A 16,551-nucleotide genomic window follows, 5' to 3' on the forward strand; every position below is an offset into this window, starting at 1 on the left:
ATATTTATCAGAATACAGTCAAATATTTCGGGGAAGGCAGGAGCCTAAATAGAGTTATGCACCACCAGGCCGGCCTTTGTGGCCAGAAAGAAGTACTCCTGGCACTGCTTCCCAAAGGTTGCCTCCTCGTATTCCAGCTCAGTGTCGGGGTCAGGATACAGTATTTTAACATAGCCTCTATGTATAAGCGACTGTAAAGCAGCGCATAACTCCTGGTCAGTTAAAGAGAGGGTACTTCTCAGGTCTGCATAGGATGTCACAAAGTATAGCTCGTCCAGAATGTCAAACTCGTTGTTGCTCATGGGATCTGATGGTTCGGCCTTTCCAGTTGTAGCGGCCGAAAAGGCCTAAGACAGCTGTTGTAAGCACGTATGGGATGTATACGAATTGCAGGGGCAGCATGTACCACAGGTAGCGGCGTGCCTGCAAAAAATTTGTTATCTGCCTTAAAAATAAGAAATCTGCTGCAAACTTGGTAAGATAGGCCCCTGTAAAGAGCCAACCCGGCAAACTACCCCACAGCACTAGCGGGATGGCCAGGAAAAGCAACAGGTTTATCAGGAACACCGACAGCGCCACTAGCTGCACCTGCAGGCTTTGGTACGCTTTCCACTTGCTGGCCCACCTAACCCGTTGTTGCATAAAAGAAATCAAACCTTTACGCGCCGAAGTATAAACTATCGCTTCAGGTGCTTTTAGGAATTTTACTTGTCCCGGGAAGATCTTATGCACCTTGTGCAGCAGGAACTCATCGTCGCCACTAGGGATAGCCTCGTTGCCTGCAAAGCCGCCCACTTTTTCAAAAACATCCTTTCGGTAGGCCAGGTTTGCCCCGTTGCACATGTTGGGCTGGCCAAGTGCCATGGAGGCTCCGCCTATCCCGATCAGGCTGGCAAACTCCACCAGCTGCATCCGCTCAAAGTGCGCGTGGGTATGGTGAAAGCTAACGGGGCCACTGATGAAGTACGGCTGCTCGGTCTCGTAGAGGAAGGCATAGCTGCGCAGCCACTCCGGCCCCACCCGGCAGTCGCCGTCGGTGAAGACCAGCAATTCGCCCTGCGCCTGCTCCACCCCCACCTGCACGGCTGCTTTCTTGCCTTTATACTTTACATAATGTTCCAACTGCAAACATCTTATCGAAAGACCAGAGGCAAGTATAAACTGCTCTACTAAGGCAGCGGTTCTGTCTTCGGAGTGATCATCCACCACCAGCACCTCCACCAACTCACGTGTGTAGTTTTGGCGCTCCAGATCGTGTAGCAGGTGCAGGATGTTCTCAGCCTCGTTACGCACAGGAATGATAACGCTGATGCGCGTATCCGGTGCAAAGGCAGCGGGTACAGCCACATCAGGCATCCGCTTCCAGGCTTGCCACCGCCTTAGAATTATCCAACTATACCAAAGCAGCGAGAACAGCAGCAGCCACCTCATGCCACCACTCCTTTCCGCGCCAAACGCATCCGCAGCACAAAGTATAAACCTACCACGCTGGGCACCGCAATGTTGAGCAACCAGAGGCTGAGGCTGGCGCTAAGCACCTGCAGCCGCTCCTGCCCTAGCAACCCAAACAGGTACATGGCCGATAGCTCCCGCACCCCCAGGTCCGATAGCAGGCTAACCGATGGCACAACGGATTTAAGGAAGAAGGTGCCCGACACGCCGCTCACGTACTGCAGCGGGCTGAGGCGCACCTCGAAAAGGATGAGCAATAGTATAAACTGCACCAGGAACACGGCATAGCGCCCCAGCGAGAGCCATAGCAGCCGCGTCATCTCCCCGGAAGTATAAGTGCCCATAATGGACAGGTAAGGCACGAACTTTCGCAGGGGCTTTATGACTGCCACCACCGCCACCATGGCTTTGGCATGGTAGAGCAGCAGCAGCATGGCCGTGCTGAGTGCCAGCAGTAACACAAACACACTCAGCGACACGCCCGGGTACTGCTGCCAGCCAAAGGCTAGTGTAAAGTAGAGCAGGCCCACCGAGCCTGCCAGCACCGTGGCCACCAGCTGGCAGAACCGCCCGATAAAGATGGCCCCAATAGCCTCCAGCCGCTGCCGGCTCTTCAGGGCCAGCACCCTACCGACATAGTCGCCGAGGCGGTTTGGTGTGATGAAGCCCAGCGTAAGCCCCACCATTACGGCGCGGTACCCCTGCCAGAACGACATCGGCTCGAGCTTCTGCCCCAGCAGCTGCCATTTACGGGCCTCAAAACCCCAGTTTACAGGTATCAGGATGGCGGTGAGTATCAGCAGGTAGCGCAGCGGGCTCTGCCCCGCCTGCCGCAGGATGCCGCTCCAACTCAGGAAGGTATCGGGTGCCGTGAAGATAGCCTGGTAGAGCAGGAGCAGCGTTAGCCCCACCACCAGCACCTTTGCCAGCCCCAAAAGGAATTTTTTATGCAGCTTGATGTTCAAGATAATGTCTTATTTTTGCACCCTATGGCTTACTCCACTGCACTACCACCCAATAAACTCATCCTTGGCATCGACCCCGGCACCCAAGTGATGGGCTACGGCCTCATAGAAGTGACTGGTTCTAAGGTGCAGGTGCTGCAGTTCGGCGTTATCCACCTCAAAAGCTACAGTAACCACGCCATCAAGTTAAAGAAAATCTTTGACAGGATGATACAGCTCATCGACGAGTACCTCCCCGACGAGCTGGCCATTGAGTCGCCTTTCTATGGCACGAACGTGCAAAGCATGCTGAAGCTGGGCCGTGCGCAGGGGGTCGCCATCGCCGCCGCCCTCTCCCGCGATATCCCATACGTAGAGTATGCGCCTAAGAAGATAAAGCAGTCAATTACGGGTAACGGCAACGCCTCCAAGGAGCAGGTGGCGGCCATGCTGATGCAGATACTCAAGATACAGGAGGTGCCCAAGCTGCTCGACGCCACCGATGCGCTGGGTGTGGCTCTATGCCACCATTACCAGAAAGGCAACAACGCCAAGCAGGGCGGCAAGTCTTGGAAGAGCTTTTTGGCGGATAACCCGGATAGGTTGGCGGGAAAGTAGGAGTATACTTCCTTTAGTTCTTCTGACTTTAGTTTTATTCTGGCGCCAGACTCCGCTGGTGCATACACCTGCCTTAGCCATTCTCGCTGCTCTGACTATCCTTGTCCAGTACCTAGGCCGCTGCGAATCTCCAAATTCGTGTAAGCCATACTTTGGCTGTACTTTCTAACTAGATCCACCTGCGGCTCTCCAACTGCTAGCGCGAGTTTGTAGCTCGTTCCTTTATACTTTCATAGCCCCTGCTTTTCGCAACTGGAGCCAAGCTATCCTTGCTAGCTTCTGTTCATCCACGGCTTTACCACCTACTTGTTTCACCTTTGGCTTTGGCTCGCTCCAGCCCGCGAGGGCTCGTCTTGGGGGTAGGGGCCCTCGATAAGGGTATCGCGCTGTGTTCCCTCCTGCGCCAGGGCGCTGCCGCTTGCGCGGCATCGGATCTCACAAGGCGCTCAACCCAAAGACTGGGTTCTTGTTCGATAGCTAGCGCTGACGGAGCTTGAACCAAGCTCCCTCTCCTGTTTTTAGGGGAGGGCCGGGTGGGGTGAATTCCCCTCTCGGGAGGGGGTGGGGGTGGGTTTATATTTTTGCTGATGCGACACCAACAGCCATGAAACTGATGCATGCCCCAAAGCAGCTACTGAACTCCCCTCCTTAGACAAGGAGGGGCAGGGGTGGTTGGACCCGGGCTGTAGAAACGCGGATCAGAATGTCCGTAGCAGCCGAATTTACAGACTATGAAATCTGGAACAGCACTACTACATCGCCTCCAGAACTAGCAGACATTAAAAGAGCCGGCGCTTTGCAGTGCCGGCTCTCACTAAATTTCTTTCTCCAGTTGTTGTTTAAGAAGCGCTGTAGGCGCTTCTGATTTTTTCGGCCACCTCCTCAAACTCTGCTTTGCTGAATTGCTTCTTGTTAGCGAAGTTCATGTCCTGCATGCTGTTGAGCGGGATAAGGTGCACGTGTGTATGGGGCACCTCCAGGCCAACCACTGCCACGCCAATGCGCTTGCAGGAGACGGCTTTCTCCACTGCCGCCGCTACTTTCTTGGCGAAGGCCATCAGGCCCAGGTACAGCTCGTCGTCCAGGTCGAAGAGGTAATCGATTTGCTGCTTCGGTATTACTAAGGTATGGCCCTTGGCGGTTGGGAACACGTCCAGAAAGGCCAGGTAGCGGTCGTCCTCTGCCACTTTATAGGCAGGTATCTCTCCGTTTACGATCTTGGTGAATATCGAAGCTTCCATACGTTATCGGCTTATCTCTAGTATCTCAAATTCAATTTTGCCGGCTGGCACCGTTATCTCTGCTTTATCGCCCACAGACTTGCCCAGCAGGCCTTTGCCAATCGGAGACTTCACAGAGATCTTACCAGCTGCCAGATCGGCCTCCTCCTCGGCTACCAAAGTATAATCAACGACCATGTTGTTCTTCAGGTTCTTGATTTTAACCTTGGAGAGGATGAGCGCTTTGCTCGAGTCCAGGTTCGACTCGTCGATCAGGCGTGCATTGCCTACGATCTCTTCCATCTTGGCGATCTTCAGCTCCAGGTGCCCCTGTGCGTCTTTGGCTGCATCATACTCGGCATTCTCGCTAAGGTCGCCTTTGTCACGTGCCTCGGCTAGTTGGCGCGCCACCTCGGCACGGCCCTTCGTCTTGAGCTCTGCTAACTCGTCTTTCAGCTTTTGTAGCCCCTCAGCAGTGTAATAATTGATCTTGCTCATAATTAGGTTTTCACGTTTTAAAACACAAAAACAAAAAGAACGGCTATGGCTTGCATAACCGTTCTTTTTGCCAAATATGTAAAATAATTTAATCCTTTTCCAGTGCGGCGACCGTTTAAATCCGAACTGCCGCCAAGTTTAGCATAAGCCTGACTTTTTGCATTTCCGTTCGCAGAAGGGCTCCTCCCTCACCGCGTGTGAACAAAGCAAAGATAAAAATTTATCTGATACTCCGCCTAAATATTTCCGAATCAAATTAGCAGCTGCATCTAGACACAGAACGTGGCAAGGTCCTGAAAGGATGCGTCAGCATGCCAGTATCTGCGCTATCTTCTGCACCAGCACTTCGTTTATCTTCACGTAGGATTCATGGGTCCAACCAGCGATGTGGGGCGTGAGAATAACGGTTGGAGCGGCGGCCAGAAACTCGAAATCCTGCTGTTGCTGCTCCGTCAGGGTACTCAGCTTCTCGTTCTCCAGCACATCCAGGGCGGCCCCTTTTATACTTCCGGCTTTCAGGTGCCGCACCAAGGCCTGCTGGTCCACCACGTCGCCGCGCGAGGTGTTCAGAAACCAGACCGGTTTGCTGAAGCCGCTGAAGAAAGCCTCGTTGGCGAAGAACAGGTTCTCGGGGATGAAGGGAATGTGCAGGCTCACGATATCAGCCTCCGCCTGGATCTCCTCCAGCGACACACGCGCCACGGGCAGGTTTATCTTCTCGGGGGCAAAGCGGTCGTAGGCCAGCATGCGGCAGCCAAAGCCGGTCAGGGTACGGGCAAAGCTCTGGCCCATGTTCCCGAAGCCAATGATGCCCACGGTTTTGCCAAAAACCTCCTCTCCGCGGTTTTCCTCACGCAGCCATACTTTCTGCTGCACCTGGCTGTGGCTGCGCGAGATGTTGCGCAGCAGCGATAGCAGCATGCCCACGGCAAACTCGCCCACTGCCTGGCTGTTGCCTTCGTTCGCGGCAAGCAAGGCTATTCCACGTTCCTGCAGCGCCTGCTGGTCTATGTTGTCTACCCCTGCCCCTGCCCTGGCCACATACTTCAGCTTGTGGGCCAGCTCCAAGGTTTCCGAGGTGATGCGCATTTTGCTGCGCACGATCAGCCCGTCGAAGCCCTGCAGCGCCTCCCGCACCTCCTGCGGCTTTATACCTGGCCTGTAATCAGCTTCCACGCCAATGCGCTGCAGCATCGGAAATATGCTCGGGTGGATCTCGTCGATGATAAGTACGCTGGAGGTAAAGGGATTGGTTGACACGGATGGAGTAGAGTTGTTGATCAGATGGTTCCTTAATATTTGCACAAACAGCAGCAAAACCGCAAAGTATAAACTTATAAATGGGCGGCAGAACCCGCCTGTTCATGCGCTGTCTTGAGAACACTAAAATACTAAAAATACGGCTAATGCGGAAGAATATTATCCCGGGCTACACCGGCGCTGCAGTTTGGTGGCGCAGTTAGTCAACAGGTCGGGTTGGGGGGTTAAGCTTTAGATCGAATCCTAATCTCTGAATCTCCAAAACCTGCGAACCCCGTCCTCGTTGCAGGTTATCAAGGAATCTTCGTCCGCTTTTAGCACTCTGGTTTTAAAGAAGGGAATGTTATTCTCCATGTATAGAAGCGTATCGTTTGTGAACGCATACTCCACGTATTCCAAGGCGTCTACAAACAATACGGAGTCCTCTTCAATGCTAAAGCTGGCGTTTTCAGTTTCTCCGGATGTCCACACGCCCTTTATATCATCCTTAGAAAATAAAGATAAGCTGCCAGCGCCTGTTGATTCTGTTGCCGGAAGAGAAGCGTGGTTTTGGTGCTGGGAAACTGACTCTTTTGCTCTCTCTTTAACACCACAAATTATCAGAAGCAACACAAATCCGAAAACGTGTATTCTCCTCACTGTACGATTTCTTGTGCCTCCTTACAGGTTGTATAGCAGGTGCGCGATGCCAAAATAAATAGTCAGGCCCAGCAGGTCGTTGGCCGTGGTGATGAAAGGCCCGGCAGCCACGGCAGGGTTGATGCCGAACTTGTCCAGGATCATTGGAGTGATGGTGCCCATCAGCGAGGCCAGCATGACTACTGAGAATAGTGCCACCGACACGACCATGGCCAGCGTAATCTCGCGTTTAAAGAGATAGGTAGCCGAGAAAACTAGTATGGAGATAATTAAGGCGTTCAGCAGCGCCACCAGCAGCACCTTGATCATACGCTGGGTAATGTTGTCGAACATTACCTCGTTAGAGGAGAGCGTTTGGATGATGATAGACGAGGATTGGATGCCCACGTTCCCGCCCGTTGCCGTGATCAGCGGCACGAAGAGCGCAATGGCCGGCAACAGGGCGATGTCATCCTCATAGAAACCCATGAAGTGTGCCGCCAGCAAGCCGCCCACCATACCGATGATGAGCCAGGGCAGGCGGGCACGGGAGATGCGCAGCACGCTGTCGTCCTCCTCCACGCTCTCGGTGATACCGGTCATGAGCTGCCGGCTGAGTTCGGCCTGCTCCTGCATCACGTCCACCACATCGTCGATGGTGATGCGGCCCAGCAGGCGGCCCTGAATGTTCACTACAGGTATGGCCTCCAGGTCGTAGCGCTGCATCACGCTCACCACCTCGCTCTCGTCCTTGTACGACTCGATCGAGATCACATCCTCGCTGTAAATATCCTTTACCATCGTGTCGTCTTTCGACAGCAGCAGGCGCTTCACGCTGACGCGGCCCAGCAGTTTGTCGCGATCGTCCACTACGTACACGGTATAGATGCGGGCTACCCGCTCCGCTTGCCGCCGCACTTCCTCTATGCATTGCCGCACGCGCCAGTTCAGGTTAACCTTAATGAGCTCTTTTGCCATCAGACCGCCAGCGCAGTCCTCCTCGTAGTGCAACAGGTCCAGAATGGCGGCAGCCTGCTCGTCGTTATCGATATGGGCGATCACCTCCTCCCGCGTCTGCACCGACTGCTCGTTGAGGATGTCCACCGCGTCGTCGGAGTGCATCAGGCTGAGGTACCGCGCAATCTCCTCGCTCGTGAACTTGTCCAGGAACTCGCTGCGGATGTCGTCGTCCAGATCGCTCAGGATCTCGGCGCCCACCTCGGCGGGGAGCAGGTCCAGCACGTAACGCGATTCGTTAGCGTCTAACTCGTAGAGCACCGTGATGATGTCGGCGGGGTGCATCTCCTCCATGGTACTCAGGATAAACTCCCGGTCCTGGCGTTCAATAGCTTCCTCTACCTGCTCAATATACTCACGTGTGATCTCTACCTGCATGCTCTTACTTTATGTTCTGCTCTATCAGCTGTGTCAGTGCTACAAAATCTTCTACCGAAAGCTGCTCGGCGCGCTTGTCGAAAACAGGCTGGGCCTGCACTTCGGGCGGCAAGTTATAACTTCGGAGGGAGTTACGCAGCGTCTTGCGGCGGGTTCCGAAACTTAATTTCACCACCTGGTGGAAAAGTTTCTCGTCGCAGGCCAGCCGCTCCAGCTGGTTGCGCACCAGGCTTATCACCGCCGATTTTACCTTCGGCGGCGGGTTAAATACCTTTTCCCCTACGGTAAACTTGTAATCAATTGTATAAAAGGCTTGCAGCAGCACGCTCAGGATGCCATAAGCCTTGGAGCCCGGCGGCGAGGCCAGCCGCTCGGCCACCTCCTTCTGTATCATGCACACCACCTCCGGCACCACATCGCGGTGCTCCAGCACCTTGAAAAAGATCTGGCTCGATATGTTATAGGGGAAGTTGCCGATGATGGCAAACTTACCCGGAAACAGCGTGCTCAGGTCCGTTTTTAGGAAGTCGGCAGAGATAATGCGCTCACCGAGCTGCGGAAAGTGCTGCTGCAGGTACGCGATGGACTCCCGGTCGATATCCACCACGGTGGTACGATATTCCTGGTGCTGCAACAGGTACTGCGTGAGCACGCCCATTCCGGGTCCAATCTCCAGCACGTCCTGCACACCGCCGGGCAGCGTGAGTTGCTCCACTATCTTTACCGCAATGTTCTGGTCTACCAGGAAATGCTGGCCCAGGTGTTTCTTGGGTCTTACGTTGCTCACCTTGTGTTGCTTAGGGTTTTACGGTCGTAAAGTATACTTTTCCGCTCAAAACCGTTATACTTTAATTGTACGCGATCCCGGCAAAGGCCGTGGCTATGCCGGTTTTCGCTTTACGTTTTATACTTACTATATTGCAGCCCAAAGATACGAACCAGACATGCCAACACAACTTAAATACGACATAAGCTTAGCGAAAAACACCAACCTGGTCCTGATTGCAGCGGCTGGCAAGGTGGCGCAGCTGCCCGAACTGCAGCCCGAGGAGCAACAGTATGTCCAGCAGCAGGCAGAGCAGGAGGCCAAACTCATCTCCCTGAACCGCTATACGCACCGCGTGTACGTGGTGGTGGCACCTGAGGAAAAAACGGAGCCCCTGCGCAAGGAAGCGATCCGCCAGGCGGGCCATAAATTATTAAAACAGCTGAGGTCAGATAAGGTAGAGAGTATCTCCATACTGGATAAAACAGGTACCGAAGCCGGCTTATACCTGGCCGAGGGCATTTACCTAAGCAACTATACGTACACCAAGCACAAAACCAAGGATGCCAAGCCAAGCCCGCTGCAAAGTATAACGCTGGCCGATGAGCAGCTAAGCGAGCAGCAGGTGCAGGAACTGGCCAACGTGCTGGAAGCCGTGCTGCGCACCCGCGACCTGGTGAACGAGCCGCACAGCTACCAGTCGGCCACGCAGTTTAGCGAGCAGATGGAGGAACTGGGCAAAGCCGCAGGCTTCAAGACCGAAATACTGGACGAGCTGCAGATACAGTCGCTGAAGATGGGCGGCCTGCTGGCCGTGAACCAGGGCAGCGAAGAGCCGGCCACCTTTACCATTATGGAGTGGAAGCCGGAGAACGCTAAAAACACGAAGCCTTACGTGCTGGTGGGCAAAGGCGTGGTGTACGACACCGGCGGCCTGAGCCTGAAACCGACGCCAAACTCCATGGACTTCATGAAGTCTGACATGGCCGGAGGCGCCGCCGTGGCCGGTATACTTTACGCCGTGGCCAAGAACAAGCTGCCCCTGCACATCATCGGCCTGGTGCCAGCCACCGACAACCGCCCCGGCGGGCAGGCCGTGGCCCCCGGCGACGTGATCACCATGTTTAACGGCATGACGGTAGAGGTGATGAACACCGACGCCGAAGGCCGCCTGATCCTGGCTGATGCGCTTTGCTTTGCCAGGAAGTATAACCCGGAGCTGGTGCTCGACTTCGCCACGCTTACCGGCTCGGCGATGCGCGCCATCGGCAAAGAGGCCTCTGTGGCCATGGGCACGGCCGGAGAAGAGGTTATGGGCGCCCTGAAAAAGGCCGGCGAAGAAGTGCACGAGCGCCTGGTGGAGTTCCCGCTGTGGGATGAGTACAGAAAGCAGCTGGACTCAGACGTGGCGGACATCAAGAACCTGGGCGGTGCCGATGCAGGCGCCATCACGGCAGGCAAGTTCCTGGAGGTGTTCACCAGCTACCCTTGGGTGCACTTCGACATCGCCGGCACGGCTTACCTGCAGGGCGAAGACTCCTACCGCGGCAAAATGGGCACCGGCACTTGTGTTCGTTTAGTTTACAATTACCTTAGCGCTTTGGCACGATAACCTAACATGGATAACAAGTATAAAATAAAGCTCGGCATCAGCATCGGCGACACCAACGGCATTGGCCCGGAGGTGGTCGTGAAGACCTTGTCTGACAGCCGCATCCTCAACTACTGCACCCCGGTCATCTATGGCTCGGCTGCCATACTTAACAAGGTGCGCAAGGCGCTCCACTCCGAGCACTTCAACTACCAGCAGGCGGACTCGGCACAGGCGCTGGCGCCGCGCAAGGTAAACCTGATCAGCTGCTGGGAGGACGACCTGGAGTACACCCCCGGCCAGCCTACCCCGGAATCCGGCAAGGCGTCGCTGGACTCACTGCTGGCAGCCTCCCAAGATCTGAAGGCGGGTTTCCTGGATGGCCTGGTGACGGCTCCTATCGACAAGGACAACATACAGGCCGAGGAGTTCAAGTTCCCGGGACACACAGAGTTCCTGACTTCCTACTTTGATGCGCCCGAAAGCCTGATGCTGCTGGTGAGCGGCGACCTGCGCGTGGCCACTGTAACCGGGCACATGCCGCTGAAGGATGTAGCGTCCAAAATCACCGAGCAGTTGCTTATCCGCAAGCTGACGATTCTGCAGCAGTCGCTGCGCAACGACTTTGGCATCCTGAAGCCGCGCATCGCGGTGCTGGGCCTTAACCCGCACGCCGGCGAAAAAGGTTTGCTAGGCACGGAGGACGCGGAGATCATCCGCCCCACCATCATGCAGATGAAAGAGCGCGGGCACCTGGTGTTCGGCCCCTTCCCGGCCGACGGCTTCTTCGGCATGCAGCAGTACAAGCAGGTAGACGCCGTGCTGGCCATGTACCACGACCAGGGGCTGATCCCGTTCAAGACGCTGGCCTTCGAGAGCGGCGTGAACTACACGGCCGGCCTGCCGATCGTGCGCACCTCGCCCGACCATGGCACCGCCTATGATATTGCGGCAAAGCACGTTGCCAATGAAACCTCTTTCCGCGAAGCGCTGTTCCTTGCCTGCGACATTGTGCGCATGCGCCAGTTAGAGGCAAATCCTGCAGTATAATTGCGGCAGGGTATTTTATTTATCAGAATTATATTCTAATTTTGCAACCTTGCAATAAAGAGTCGATTGGTGTGAAGAAGCTAAGAGATTACGAAATCGGCATTGCCAAGCTCAGCAACAGGGTTCACAAGTATGAATTTCAGCTGAACGAAGACTTCTTTGAGGAGTTCGGGAAGGAAATGATACTTGGCGGTAACCTGAAGGCGGAGGTGGAGCTGGATAAGACAGAGTCGCTGCTTACCTTCCACTTCGACATTACAGGCCATGTGCGCCTGACCTGCGACAGAAGCCTGGAGGAGTTTGATCACCCGGTGGATGTGCAGGCCACGTTCCGCATCAAGTATGGCGACGAGAACGCCGAGCTGGACGATGACCTGTGGCAGATAACGCCGGGCACGCAGTCGATCAACATTGCGCAGCACCTGTACGATTATATCGGGCTGTCGCTGCCGATGAAGAAGCTGCACCCCCGTTTTGTGGAGGAAGACGAAGAAGAGGAAGACGATCGGGATATCCTGATCTACAGCTCCCGCTCCGATTCTGACACAGACGAGGATGAGGACGACGAGGATGATACCGACCCGCGTTGGGATGTCCTCCGAAACCTGAACTAAAGAATTTCAGAAGTATAAAAATAAACGTAAGTAAATCATTAACTAAAAATGGCACATCCTAAACGTAAGATTTCGAAGACCAGAAGAGATAAGAGAAGAACTCACCAGGGCCTCTCTGAGAAAGCCATTGCAATTTGCCCTACTACAGACACGCCGCACCTGTACCACCATGCGTACGTGGTAGACGGTGACCTGTATCACAAAGGCAAACTGGCTATCAAAAATTATACAACGAACGCCCAGTAAGCATTAACTGCTTTAGTTTTAGTTCTGTATAATTTTAACACCCCCTGTAAATGAGAATCGCTTTAGACGCCATGGGCGGTGATTATGCACCTGAAGCAATTGTAAAGGGTGCTGTTCTGGCCGCTCAGGAGATAGACGAAAGCGCAACCATCGTGCTGATTGGCAAGGAGGATGTGGTTAATGGTCTACTCAAAGAATGTGGATATACGGGCAACAACATTACCGTTGTAAATGCCAGCCAGGTAATTGAAATGGGCGAGCACCCTACCAAGGCCCTGACACAGAAGCCCGACTCCAGTATAGCTGTAGGTTTTGGTCTGCTAAAAATGCAGAAGGCAGATGCTTTCTGTAGCGCCGGCAATACCGGAGCCATGCTGGTTGGAGCCATGTTCAGCGTAAAAGCAATCGAGGGAATTCTGAGGCCTCCTATCGCCAACTTTGTTCCGAAGCTGCGCGGCGGATACGGTATTATACTTGATGTCGGAGCGAACGCTGACTGCAAGCCAGAAGTGCTGGAGCAGTTCGGCGAGCTGGGCTCCATCTACGCCAAGTATGTACTGGACATCAAAGATCCGAAGGTAGGCCTGATGAACCTTGGCGAGGAAGAAGGAAAAGGCACCACTGTTATTCAGGCCGCGTACCAGCGCCTGAAGGCAAACGCCAACATCAACTTCATCGGCAACATTGAGGGGCGTGATCTTTTCAATGATAAGGCAGACGTAATCGTTTGCGACGGCTACACAGGCAACATCGTCCTGAAGATGGCTGAGTCGCTGTACGATATCCTGCACGAAAAAGGCATCCAGGATCCTTTCTTCGACAAGTTCAACTACGAGGCAGAGGGCGGCAGCCCTATCCTTGGCGTGAATGGAAACGTGGTGATTGGCCATGGGGTATCCAGCCCGGTTGCCATCAAAAACATGGTCCTGCAGGCGCAGAAGATGATCGTTTCCAAAGTTTGGGAGCGCTTCAAGAAGAACTACAGCGAATAGTGTAGCTGCTGCCCCGCCAGCAAAAGATTTTATACTTGGCATAGCCTGTCGAAAGATTCTTTTTAAAGGAACTCACAGGTTATGCCAAGTTTTTTTTATTAAATTGCCTGCCTTAATCTTTATCACCTTTATAAAATTTGCAAATGAGTAAGATTACTGCCGCCATTACGGGTGTAAGTGGCTATGTACCGGACTACGTGCTCACCAACAAGGAGCTTGAAACGATGGTGGAGACCAATGATGAGTGGATCACTTCACGGACGGGTATCAAGGAGAGGCGCATCCTGAAAGGCGAGTGCAAAGGTACATCGCATATTGCCGTACCGGCAGTAAGAGAGTTGCTCAAGAAGACAAACACAAAGCCAGAGGAAGTAGACCTGCTTATCTGCGCCACTACCACGCCGGACATGGTGTTTCCGGCCACAGCTAACCTGATCACGGCAGAGGTGGGCGCCGTAAACGCCTTTGGTTACGACCTGCAGGCGGCCTGCTCCGGCTTCCTGTTCGCACTGGCCACAGGCTCTAAGTTTGTAGAGTCAGGCCAGTACAAGAAAGTAATCGTGGTGGGGGCCGATAAGATGTCCTCTATTGTAGACTATACCGACAGAGCCACCTGCATTATCTTTGGCGACGGCGGCGGTGCCGTGATGCTGGAGCCTAACACCGAAGGGCTGGGTATTCAGGACTCTATCCTGAAGTCTGACGGCACGGGCGCGCAGTTCCTGCACATGAAGGCCGGCGGCAGCCGCAAACCGGCTACGGTCGAGACGGTACAGGCCCGCGAACACTACGCCTTCCAGGAGGGGCAGCAGGTGTTTAAGTTTGCCGTGAAAGGCATGGCCGATGTATCGGCAGAGATCATGGAGCGCAACCACCTGACGGGCGACGACGTGGCCTGGCTGGTACCGCACCAGGCGAATAAACGCATTATAGAGGCCACTGCCAACCGCATGGGCCTGGACAACGATAAGGTGATGCTGAACATCCACAAGTATGGCAATACCACAAGCGGCACTATTCCGCTGTGCCTGTGGGAGTATGAAAACCAGCTGAAGAAAGGCGACAACCTGATTCTGGCGGCCTTTGGTGGCGGCTTTACCTGGGGTGCCGTTTACCTGAAGTGGGCGTACGATCCGAAGTAACAGCAATATAAAGTATAAACAGCAGAGGCGGCCTTTGGTAAGGCCGCCTCTGCTGTTTATACCCTGCTATGTTGGGCATACTTTTAGGGCGTGAACAGCTTCCTACTGCTCTCCCTAATATACCTGGGCCTTGCAAGCCAGTCTGCTTTTATACTTGCGGAGCGCGAGGCTTGACGACACTGGTAGCGTACGCCGGCATTAAATAGGCCACCCCGACCAAAGCCGCTGTATGGTATGCGCCCACAAAAAAAGGCGAGCCGGATCTACTCCAGCTCGCCTTCTTCTTTATACTTTACGCCTCTGTTTTATGGCATGTAAGACAACTCTACCCTAAAGCGAGGGTCTGTAGCGCCCAGCTTCTGGTAAGCCTTCTTAGACAGGCGAACCACTACACGCTCGTTCTCGCCTGTTTCCGGCAGCTTGCCAATTACACGCACATACACCACCTCGCCGTTCATGGCGTTTTTCACCTGCATGATGGTGCCAACCGGTGCCGTTTTGTGCAGGGCTAGGTATTTGTTGGTATCGTTCGTTTTTGCGTCTATCATCTCAGCCATGCCAGACTCCATCATCTTGCTGGTACCGGCGGCTGCGGCATTCTCCCCAGGCTCCTCCTCATCCACGCGCTCTTTGATGGTGACGGCAACCGGGGTAGGCGTTACGCCGGCTGCGGGAGTAGTAGGGCCTGCAGAGGCGACAGCCGTGGCGTCAGTTCCTTTGGCCATTTCATCGTCTGGCTCCGGCATATAAACCGGCTTCTGGGTTGGCGTTGGCTGGCCTGTGCCCACAATCAGCTGCTGGCCAATCTCAATGTTATTGTCCCCTCCAAGCTTGTTCCAGAACCTCAGGTTCTCCACCGATACGCCATACATGCGCGAGACAGAATACAGCGTCTGCTTTGGCTCCACGGTATGCAGTTTATTGCCAACGCTGTTTACCGTAAAGGTACGGTTACTGGCTGCAGGAGCCGTGTTTTTGGGAGTAGTGGCCGCTACGGACACGAAGCCGCGCGGGATAAGCACGATTTCCCCTATTTTGATAGTTGTCTGTACGCTGGGGTTGGCCTCTACTATTTGCGAGACCGGCACGCCATACTTCCTGGAGAGGGCATAAAGCGTCTCCTTAGGCTCAACTTTGTGCTGCACAAAAAGCTTTCCGCTCTTACGCTCCACCCCTACCGAATCGCGCACGGCACCAAGGTCCAAAGCATTAGCCGAGAAAGAGAGTACAGGCACTGCTACAAGGGAAAGTAAAAAAGTTCGTAACATAAGGGCTAGGCTAAAAGTTGGAAAACCTGTAGAATGTCTTTATTCAGGATGAAATATAAATTGTGGTTAAAGATAAAAAAAGTATCTGAACCAATACCACTTAAGTCGCTCCCAATTTTCATCTTTCGGTGCAAGTTTCCGGCCAAATCGAAAATTGCCAAATCATTCTGTATTTTGCCATCTGCCCCGCCGGTGTAAAAGCTGATCACCAGTGCATTTTCTGTCTCGGCGTACTCCAGAGCCTGCAGCGGCTGCACCTGCAGTTGCTCCTGCAAAAAAGCCCGCACCTGCGCAAAATAAGGCTCCCCCTCGCGGTACAGCACCGGGTACAGGCAGCTGCTAAAACGAGCCTGGCTATAAAGGGTCACTTCCGCTGCCGCCTGCTCCTGGCTGTAGGTTGTGCCGGTAGCCGCCCCGGTTGCCGGGCTGAGCACCTGCATCGGCAGCTCCGGGCGGTCGGGCGCGTAAGCCAGCACACCGGCCTTGGCCACACCGTAAAATGCCAGCTCGCCCTGTTCCCATACTTTGCTATGGTCGGCCTCGCTAAAGGCAAAGATTCCCTTGTGCTGCCCCATTTGGCGGTTGCCGTAGCCGTGCAGGTACACGTTCCCGTGCGCTGCGTCCTCCAACCCCTGCCACCAGGCCTTTGCCTCTGGCAAGCCAAGCTGCGCTAAAGTATAGGAAGAGGTCTCGAGGGTGTAGAACCGCGTCAGCAGCAGGTCAGGGTCGCGCACCTCCAAGGCAAGGCAGGCGGTGCCGCTATCTAAGCGAATACGCCACACAGGAGCCTTAAAATCGTATGTATAAAGTAGCGGTATGATATGCGTAGGGAATTTACTATATTATCTGCTGAACCTGGTATTTTAATCTGCTACAA

The 16,551-nt window shown here is 54.3% G+C and carries 18 protein-coding genes; 7 read left to right on the plus strand and 11 right to left on the minus strand.

Annotated elements, in window-relative coordinates; translation table 11 throughout:
• Positions 1-44: 44 nt before the first annotated feature.
• The 3 genes from PXG97_RS06980 to PXG97_RS06990 form a co-directional block, all read right to left on the minus strand.
• Positions 45-302, minus strand: a complete 258-nt coding sequence (locus tag PXG97_RS06980) for a hypothetical protein (protein ID WP_276497031.1) — start codon at positions 300-302, stop codon at positions 45-47.
• Entirely contained in the window at positions 283-1,356 is a 1,074-nt protein-coding gene (locus PXG97_RS06985) for a glycosyltransferase (RefSeq protein ID WP_276497032.1), read from the minus strand. Before PXG97_RS06985 ends, PXG97_RS06980 begins: the two co-directional genes overlap by 20 nt.
• A gap of 71 nt (positions 1,357-1,427) precedes the next feature.
• Positions 1,428-2,417 (minus strand): lysylphosphatidylglycerol synthase domain-containing protein, encoded by a 990-nt coding sequence (locus PXG97_RS06990; protein WP_276497033.1) that lies wholly within the window; start codon positions 2,415-2,417, stop codon positions 1,428-1,430.
• Between the two features lie 24 nt (positions 2,418-2,441).
• On the opposite strand from PXG97_RS06990, the gene ruvC reads away from it, so the two are divergent.
• Entirely contained in the window at positions 2,442-3,014 is a 573-nt protein-coding gene (gene ruvC / locus PXG97_RS06995) for a crossover junction endodeoxyribonuclease RuvC (protein ID WP_140623565.1), read from the plus strand.
• An 839-nt stretch (positions 3,015-3,853) separates the two neighbouring features.
• On the opposite strand, the gene PXG97_RS07000 is transcribed toward ruvC, so the two are convergent.
• The 6 genes from PXG97_RS07000 to rsmA form a co-directional block, all read right to left on the minus strand.
• Positions 3,854-4,255: an HIT family protein gene (locus tag PXG97_RS07000; RefSeq protein WP_276497034.1), complete on the minus strand. Its 402-nt coding sequence runs from the start codon at positions 4,253-4,255 to the stop codon at positions 3,854-3,856.
• A 3-nt stretch (positions 4,256-4,258) separates the two neighbouring features.
• Complete coding sequence (gene greA, locus PXG97_RS07005) at positions 4,259-4,732, minus strand: transcription elongation factor GreA (RefSeq protein WP_276497035.1); 474 nt, start codon at positions 4,730-4,732, stop codon at positions 4,259-4,261.
• A 306-nt stretch (positions 4,733-5,038) separates the two neighbouring features.
• Positions 5,039-6,037: an NAD(P)-dependent oxidoreductase gene (locus tag PXG97_RS07010; RefSeq protein WP_276497036.1), complete on the minus strand. Its 999-nt coding sequence runs from the start codon at positions 6,035-6,037 to the stop codon at positions 5,039-5,041.
• Positions 6,038-6,235: 198 nt separating this feature from the next.
• On the minus strand, positions 6,236-6,631 hold the full coding sequence (locus PXG97_RS07015) for a hypothetical protein (RefSeq protein ID WP_276497037.1): 396 nt from the start codon (positions 6,629-6,631) through the stop codon (positions 6,236-6,238).
• A gap of 21 nt (positions 6,632-6,652) precedes the next feature.
• Positions 6,653-8,005 (minus strand): magnesium transporter, encoded by a 1,353-nt coding sequence (mgtE, locus tag PXG97_RS07020; protein WP_276497038.1) that lies wholly within the window; start codon positions 8,003-8,005, stop codon positions 6,653-6,655.
• Positions 8,006-8,009: 4 nt separating this feature from the next.
• Complete coding sequence (rsmA, locus tag PXG97_RS07025; protein WP_276497039.1) at positions 8,010-8,792, minus strand: 16S rRNA (adenine(1518)-N(6)/adenine(1519)-N(6))-dimethyltransferase RsmA; 783 nt, start codon at positions 8,790-8,792, stop codon at positions 8,010-8,012.
• Positions 8,793-8,949: 157 nt separating this feature from the next.
• On the opposite strand from rsmA, the gene PXG97_RS07030 reads away from it, so the two are divergent.
• The 6 genes from PXG97_RS07030 (at position 8,950) to PXG97_RS07055 (ending at position 14,406) form a co-directional block, all read left to right on the plus strand.
• Positions 8,950-10,383: a leucyl aminopeptidase family protein gene (locus PXG97_RS07030; protein ID WP_276497040.1), complete on the plus strand. Its 1,434-nt coding sequence runs from the start codon at positions 8,950-8,952 to the stop codon at positions 10,381-10,383.
• 6 nt (positions 10,384-10,389) lie between these two features.
• Positions 10,390-11,412 (plus strand): 4-hydroxythreonine-4-phosphate dehydrogenase PdxA, encoded by a 1,023-nt coding sequence (gene pdxA / locus PXG97_RS07035; protein WP_276497041.1) that lies wholly within the window; start codon positions 10,390-10,392, stop codon positions 11,410-11,412.
• A 71-nt stretch (positions 11,413-11,483) separates the two neighbouring features.
• A complete protein-coding gene (locus PXG97_RS07040; protein ID WP_276497042.1) occupies positions 11,484-12,026 on the plus strand; it encodes a YceD family protein in 543 nt (180 codons plus the stop codon).
• A 48-nt stretch (positions 12,027-12,074) separates the two neighbouring features.
• The gene (gene rpmF / locus PXG97_RS07045; protein ID WP_046311713.1) at positions 12,075-12,272 is read left to right on the plus strand and encodes a 50S ribosomal protein L32; all 198 of its coding nucleotides are present in this window, start codon (positions 12,075-12,077) and stop codon (positions 12,270-12,272) included.
• A gap of 50 nt (positions 12,273-12,322) precedes the next feature.
• Positions 12,323-13,264 carry a phosphate acyltransferase PlsX gene (gene plsX, locus PXG97_RS07050; protein WP_276497043.1) on the plus strand — a complete coding sequence of 314 codons (942 nt, stop codon included), beginning with the start codon at positions 12,323-12,325 and terminating at the stop codon, positions 13,262-13,264.
• 143 nt (positions 13,265-13,407) lie between these two features.
• A complete protein-coding gene (locus PXG97_RS07055; RefSeq protein WP_276497044.1) occupies positions 13,408-14,406 on the plus strand; it encodes a beta-ketoacyl-ACP synthase III in 999 nt (332 codons plus the stop codon).
• Between the two features lie 305 nt (positions 14,407-14,711).
• On the opposite strand, the gene PXG97_RS07060 is transcribed toward PXG97_RS07055, so the two are convergent.
• Together PXG97_RS07060 and PXG97_RS07065 are read right to left on the minus strand one after the other, a co-directional pair.
• The gene (locus PXG97_RS07060; RefSeq protein WP_276497045.1) at positions 14,712-15,674 is read right to left on the minus strand and encodes a LysM peptidoglycan-binding domain-containing protein; all 963 of its coding nucleotides are present in this window, start codon (positions 15,672-15,674) and stop codon (positions 14,712-14,714) included.
• Between the two features lie 5 nt (positions 15,675-15,679).
• Positions 15,680-16,456 (minus strand): DUF4905 domain-containing protein, encoded by a 777-nt coding sequence (locus PXG97_RS07065; RefSeq protein ID WP_276497046.1) that lies wholly within the window; start codon positions 16,454-16,456, stop codon positions 15,680-15,682.
• Positions 16,457-16,551: the final 95 nt, after the last annotated feature.

The sequence above is a fragment of the Pontibacter litorisediminis genome (genome assembly GCF_029360645.1).
GTDB lineage: Bacteria > Bacteroidota > Bacteroidia > Cytophagales > Hymenobacteraceae > Pontibacter > Pontibacter litorisediminis.

Bases quoted from the DNA above. Each gene is read 5' to 3' on its own strand.
- plsX (WP_276497043.1), top strand. From the start codon at position 12,323: ATGAGAATCGCTTTAGACGCCATGGGCGGTGATTATGCACCTGAAGCA.
- PXG97_RS07000 (WP_276497034.1), bottom strand. From the start codon at position 4,255: ATGGAAGCTTCGATATTCACCAAGATCGTAAACGGAGAGATACCTGCC.
- PXG97_RS07030 (WP_276497040.1), top strand. From the start codon at position 8,950: ATGCCAACACAACTTAAATACGACATAAGCTTAGCGAAAAACACCAAC.
- PXG97_RS06980 (WP_276497031.1), bottom strand. From the start codon at position 302: ATGAGCAACAACGAGTTTGACATTCTGGACGAGCTATACTTTGTGACA.
- PXG97_RS07060 (WP_276497045.1), bottom strand. From the start codon at position 15,674: ATGTTACGAACTTTTTTACTTTCCCTTGTAGCAGTGCCTGTACTCTCT.
- greA (WP_276497035.1), bottom strand. From the start codon at position 4,732: ATGAGCAAGATCAATTATTACACTGCTGAGGGGCTACAAAAGCTGAAA.
- rpmF (WP_046311713.1), top strand. From the start codon at position 12,075: ATGGCACATCCTAAACGTAAGATTTCGAAGACCAGAAGAGATAAGAGA.
- PXG97_RS06985 (WP_276497032.1), bottom strand. From the start codon at position 1,356: ATGCCTGATGTGGCTGTACCCGCTGCCTTTGCACCGGATACGCGCATC.
- PXG97_RS07055 (WP_276497044.1), top strand. From the start codon at position 13,408: ATGAGTAAGATTACTGCCGCCATTACGGGTGTAAGTGGCTATGTACCG.
- mgtE (WP_276497038.1), bottom strand. From the start codon at position 8,005: ATGCAGGTAGAGATCACACGTGAGTATATTGAGCAGGTAGAGGAAGCT.
- pdxA (WP_276497041.1), top strand. From the start codon at position 10,390: ATGGATAACAAGTATAAAATAAAGCTCGGCATCAGCATCGGCGACACC.
- ruvC (WP_140623565.1), top strand. From the start codon at position 2,442: ATGGCTTACTCCACTGCACTACCACCCAATAAACTCATCCTTGGCATC.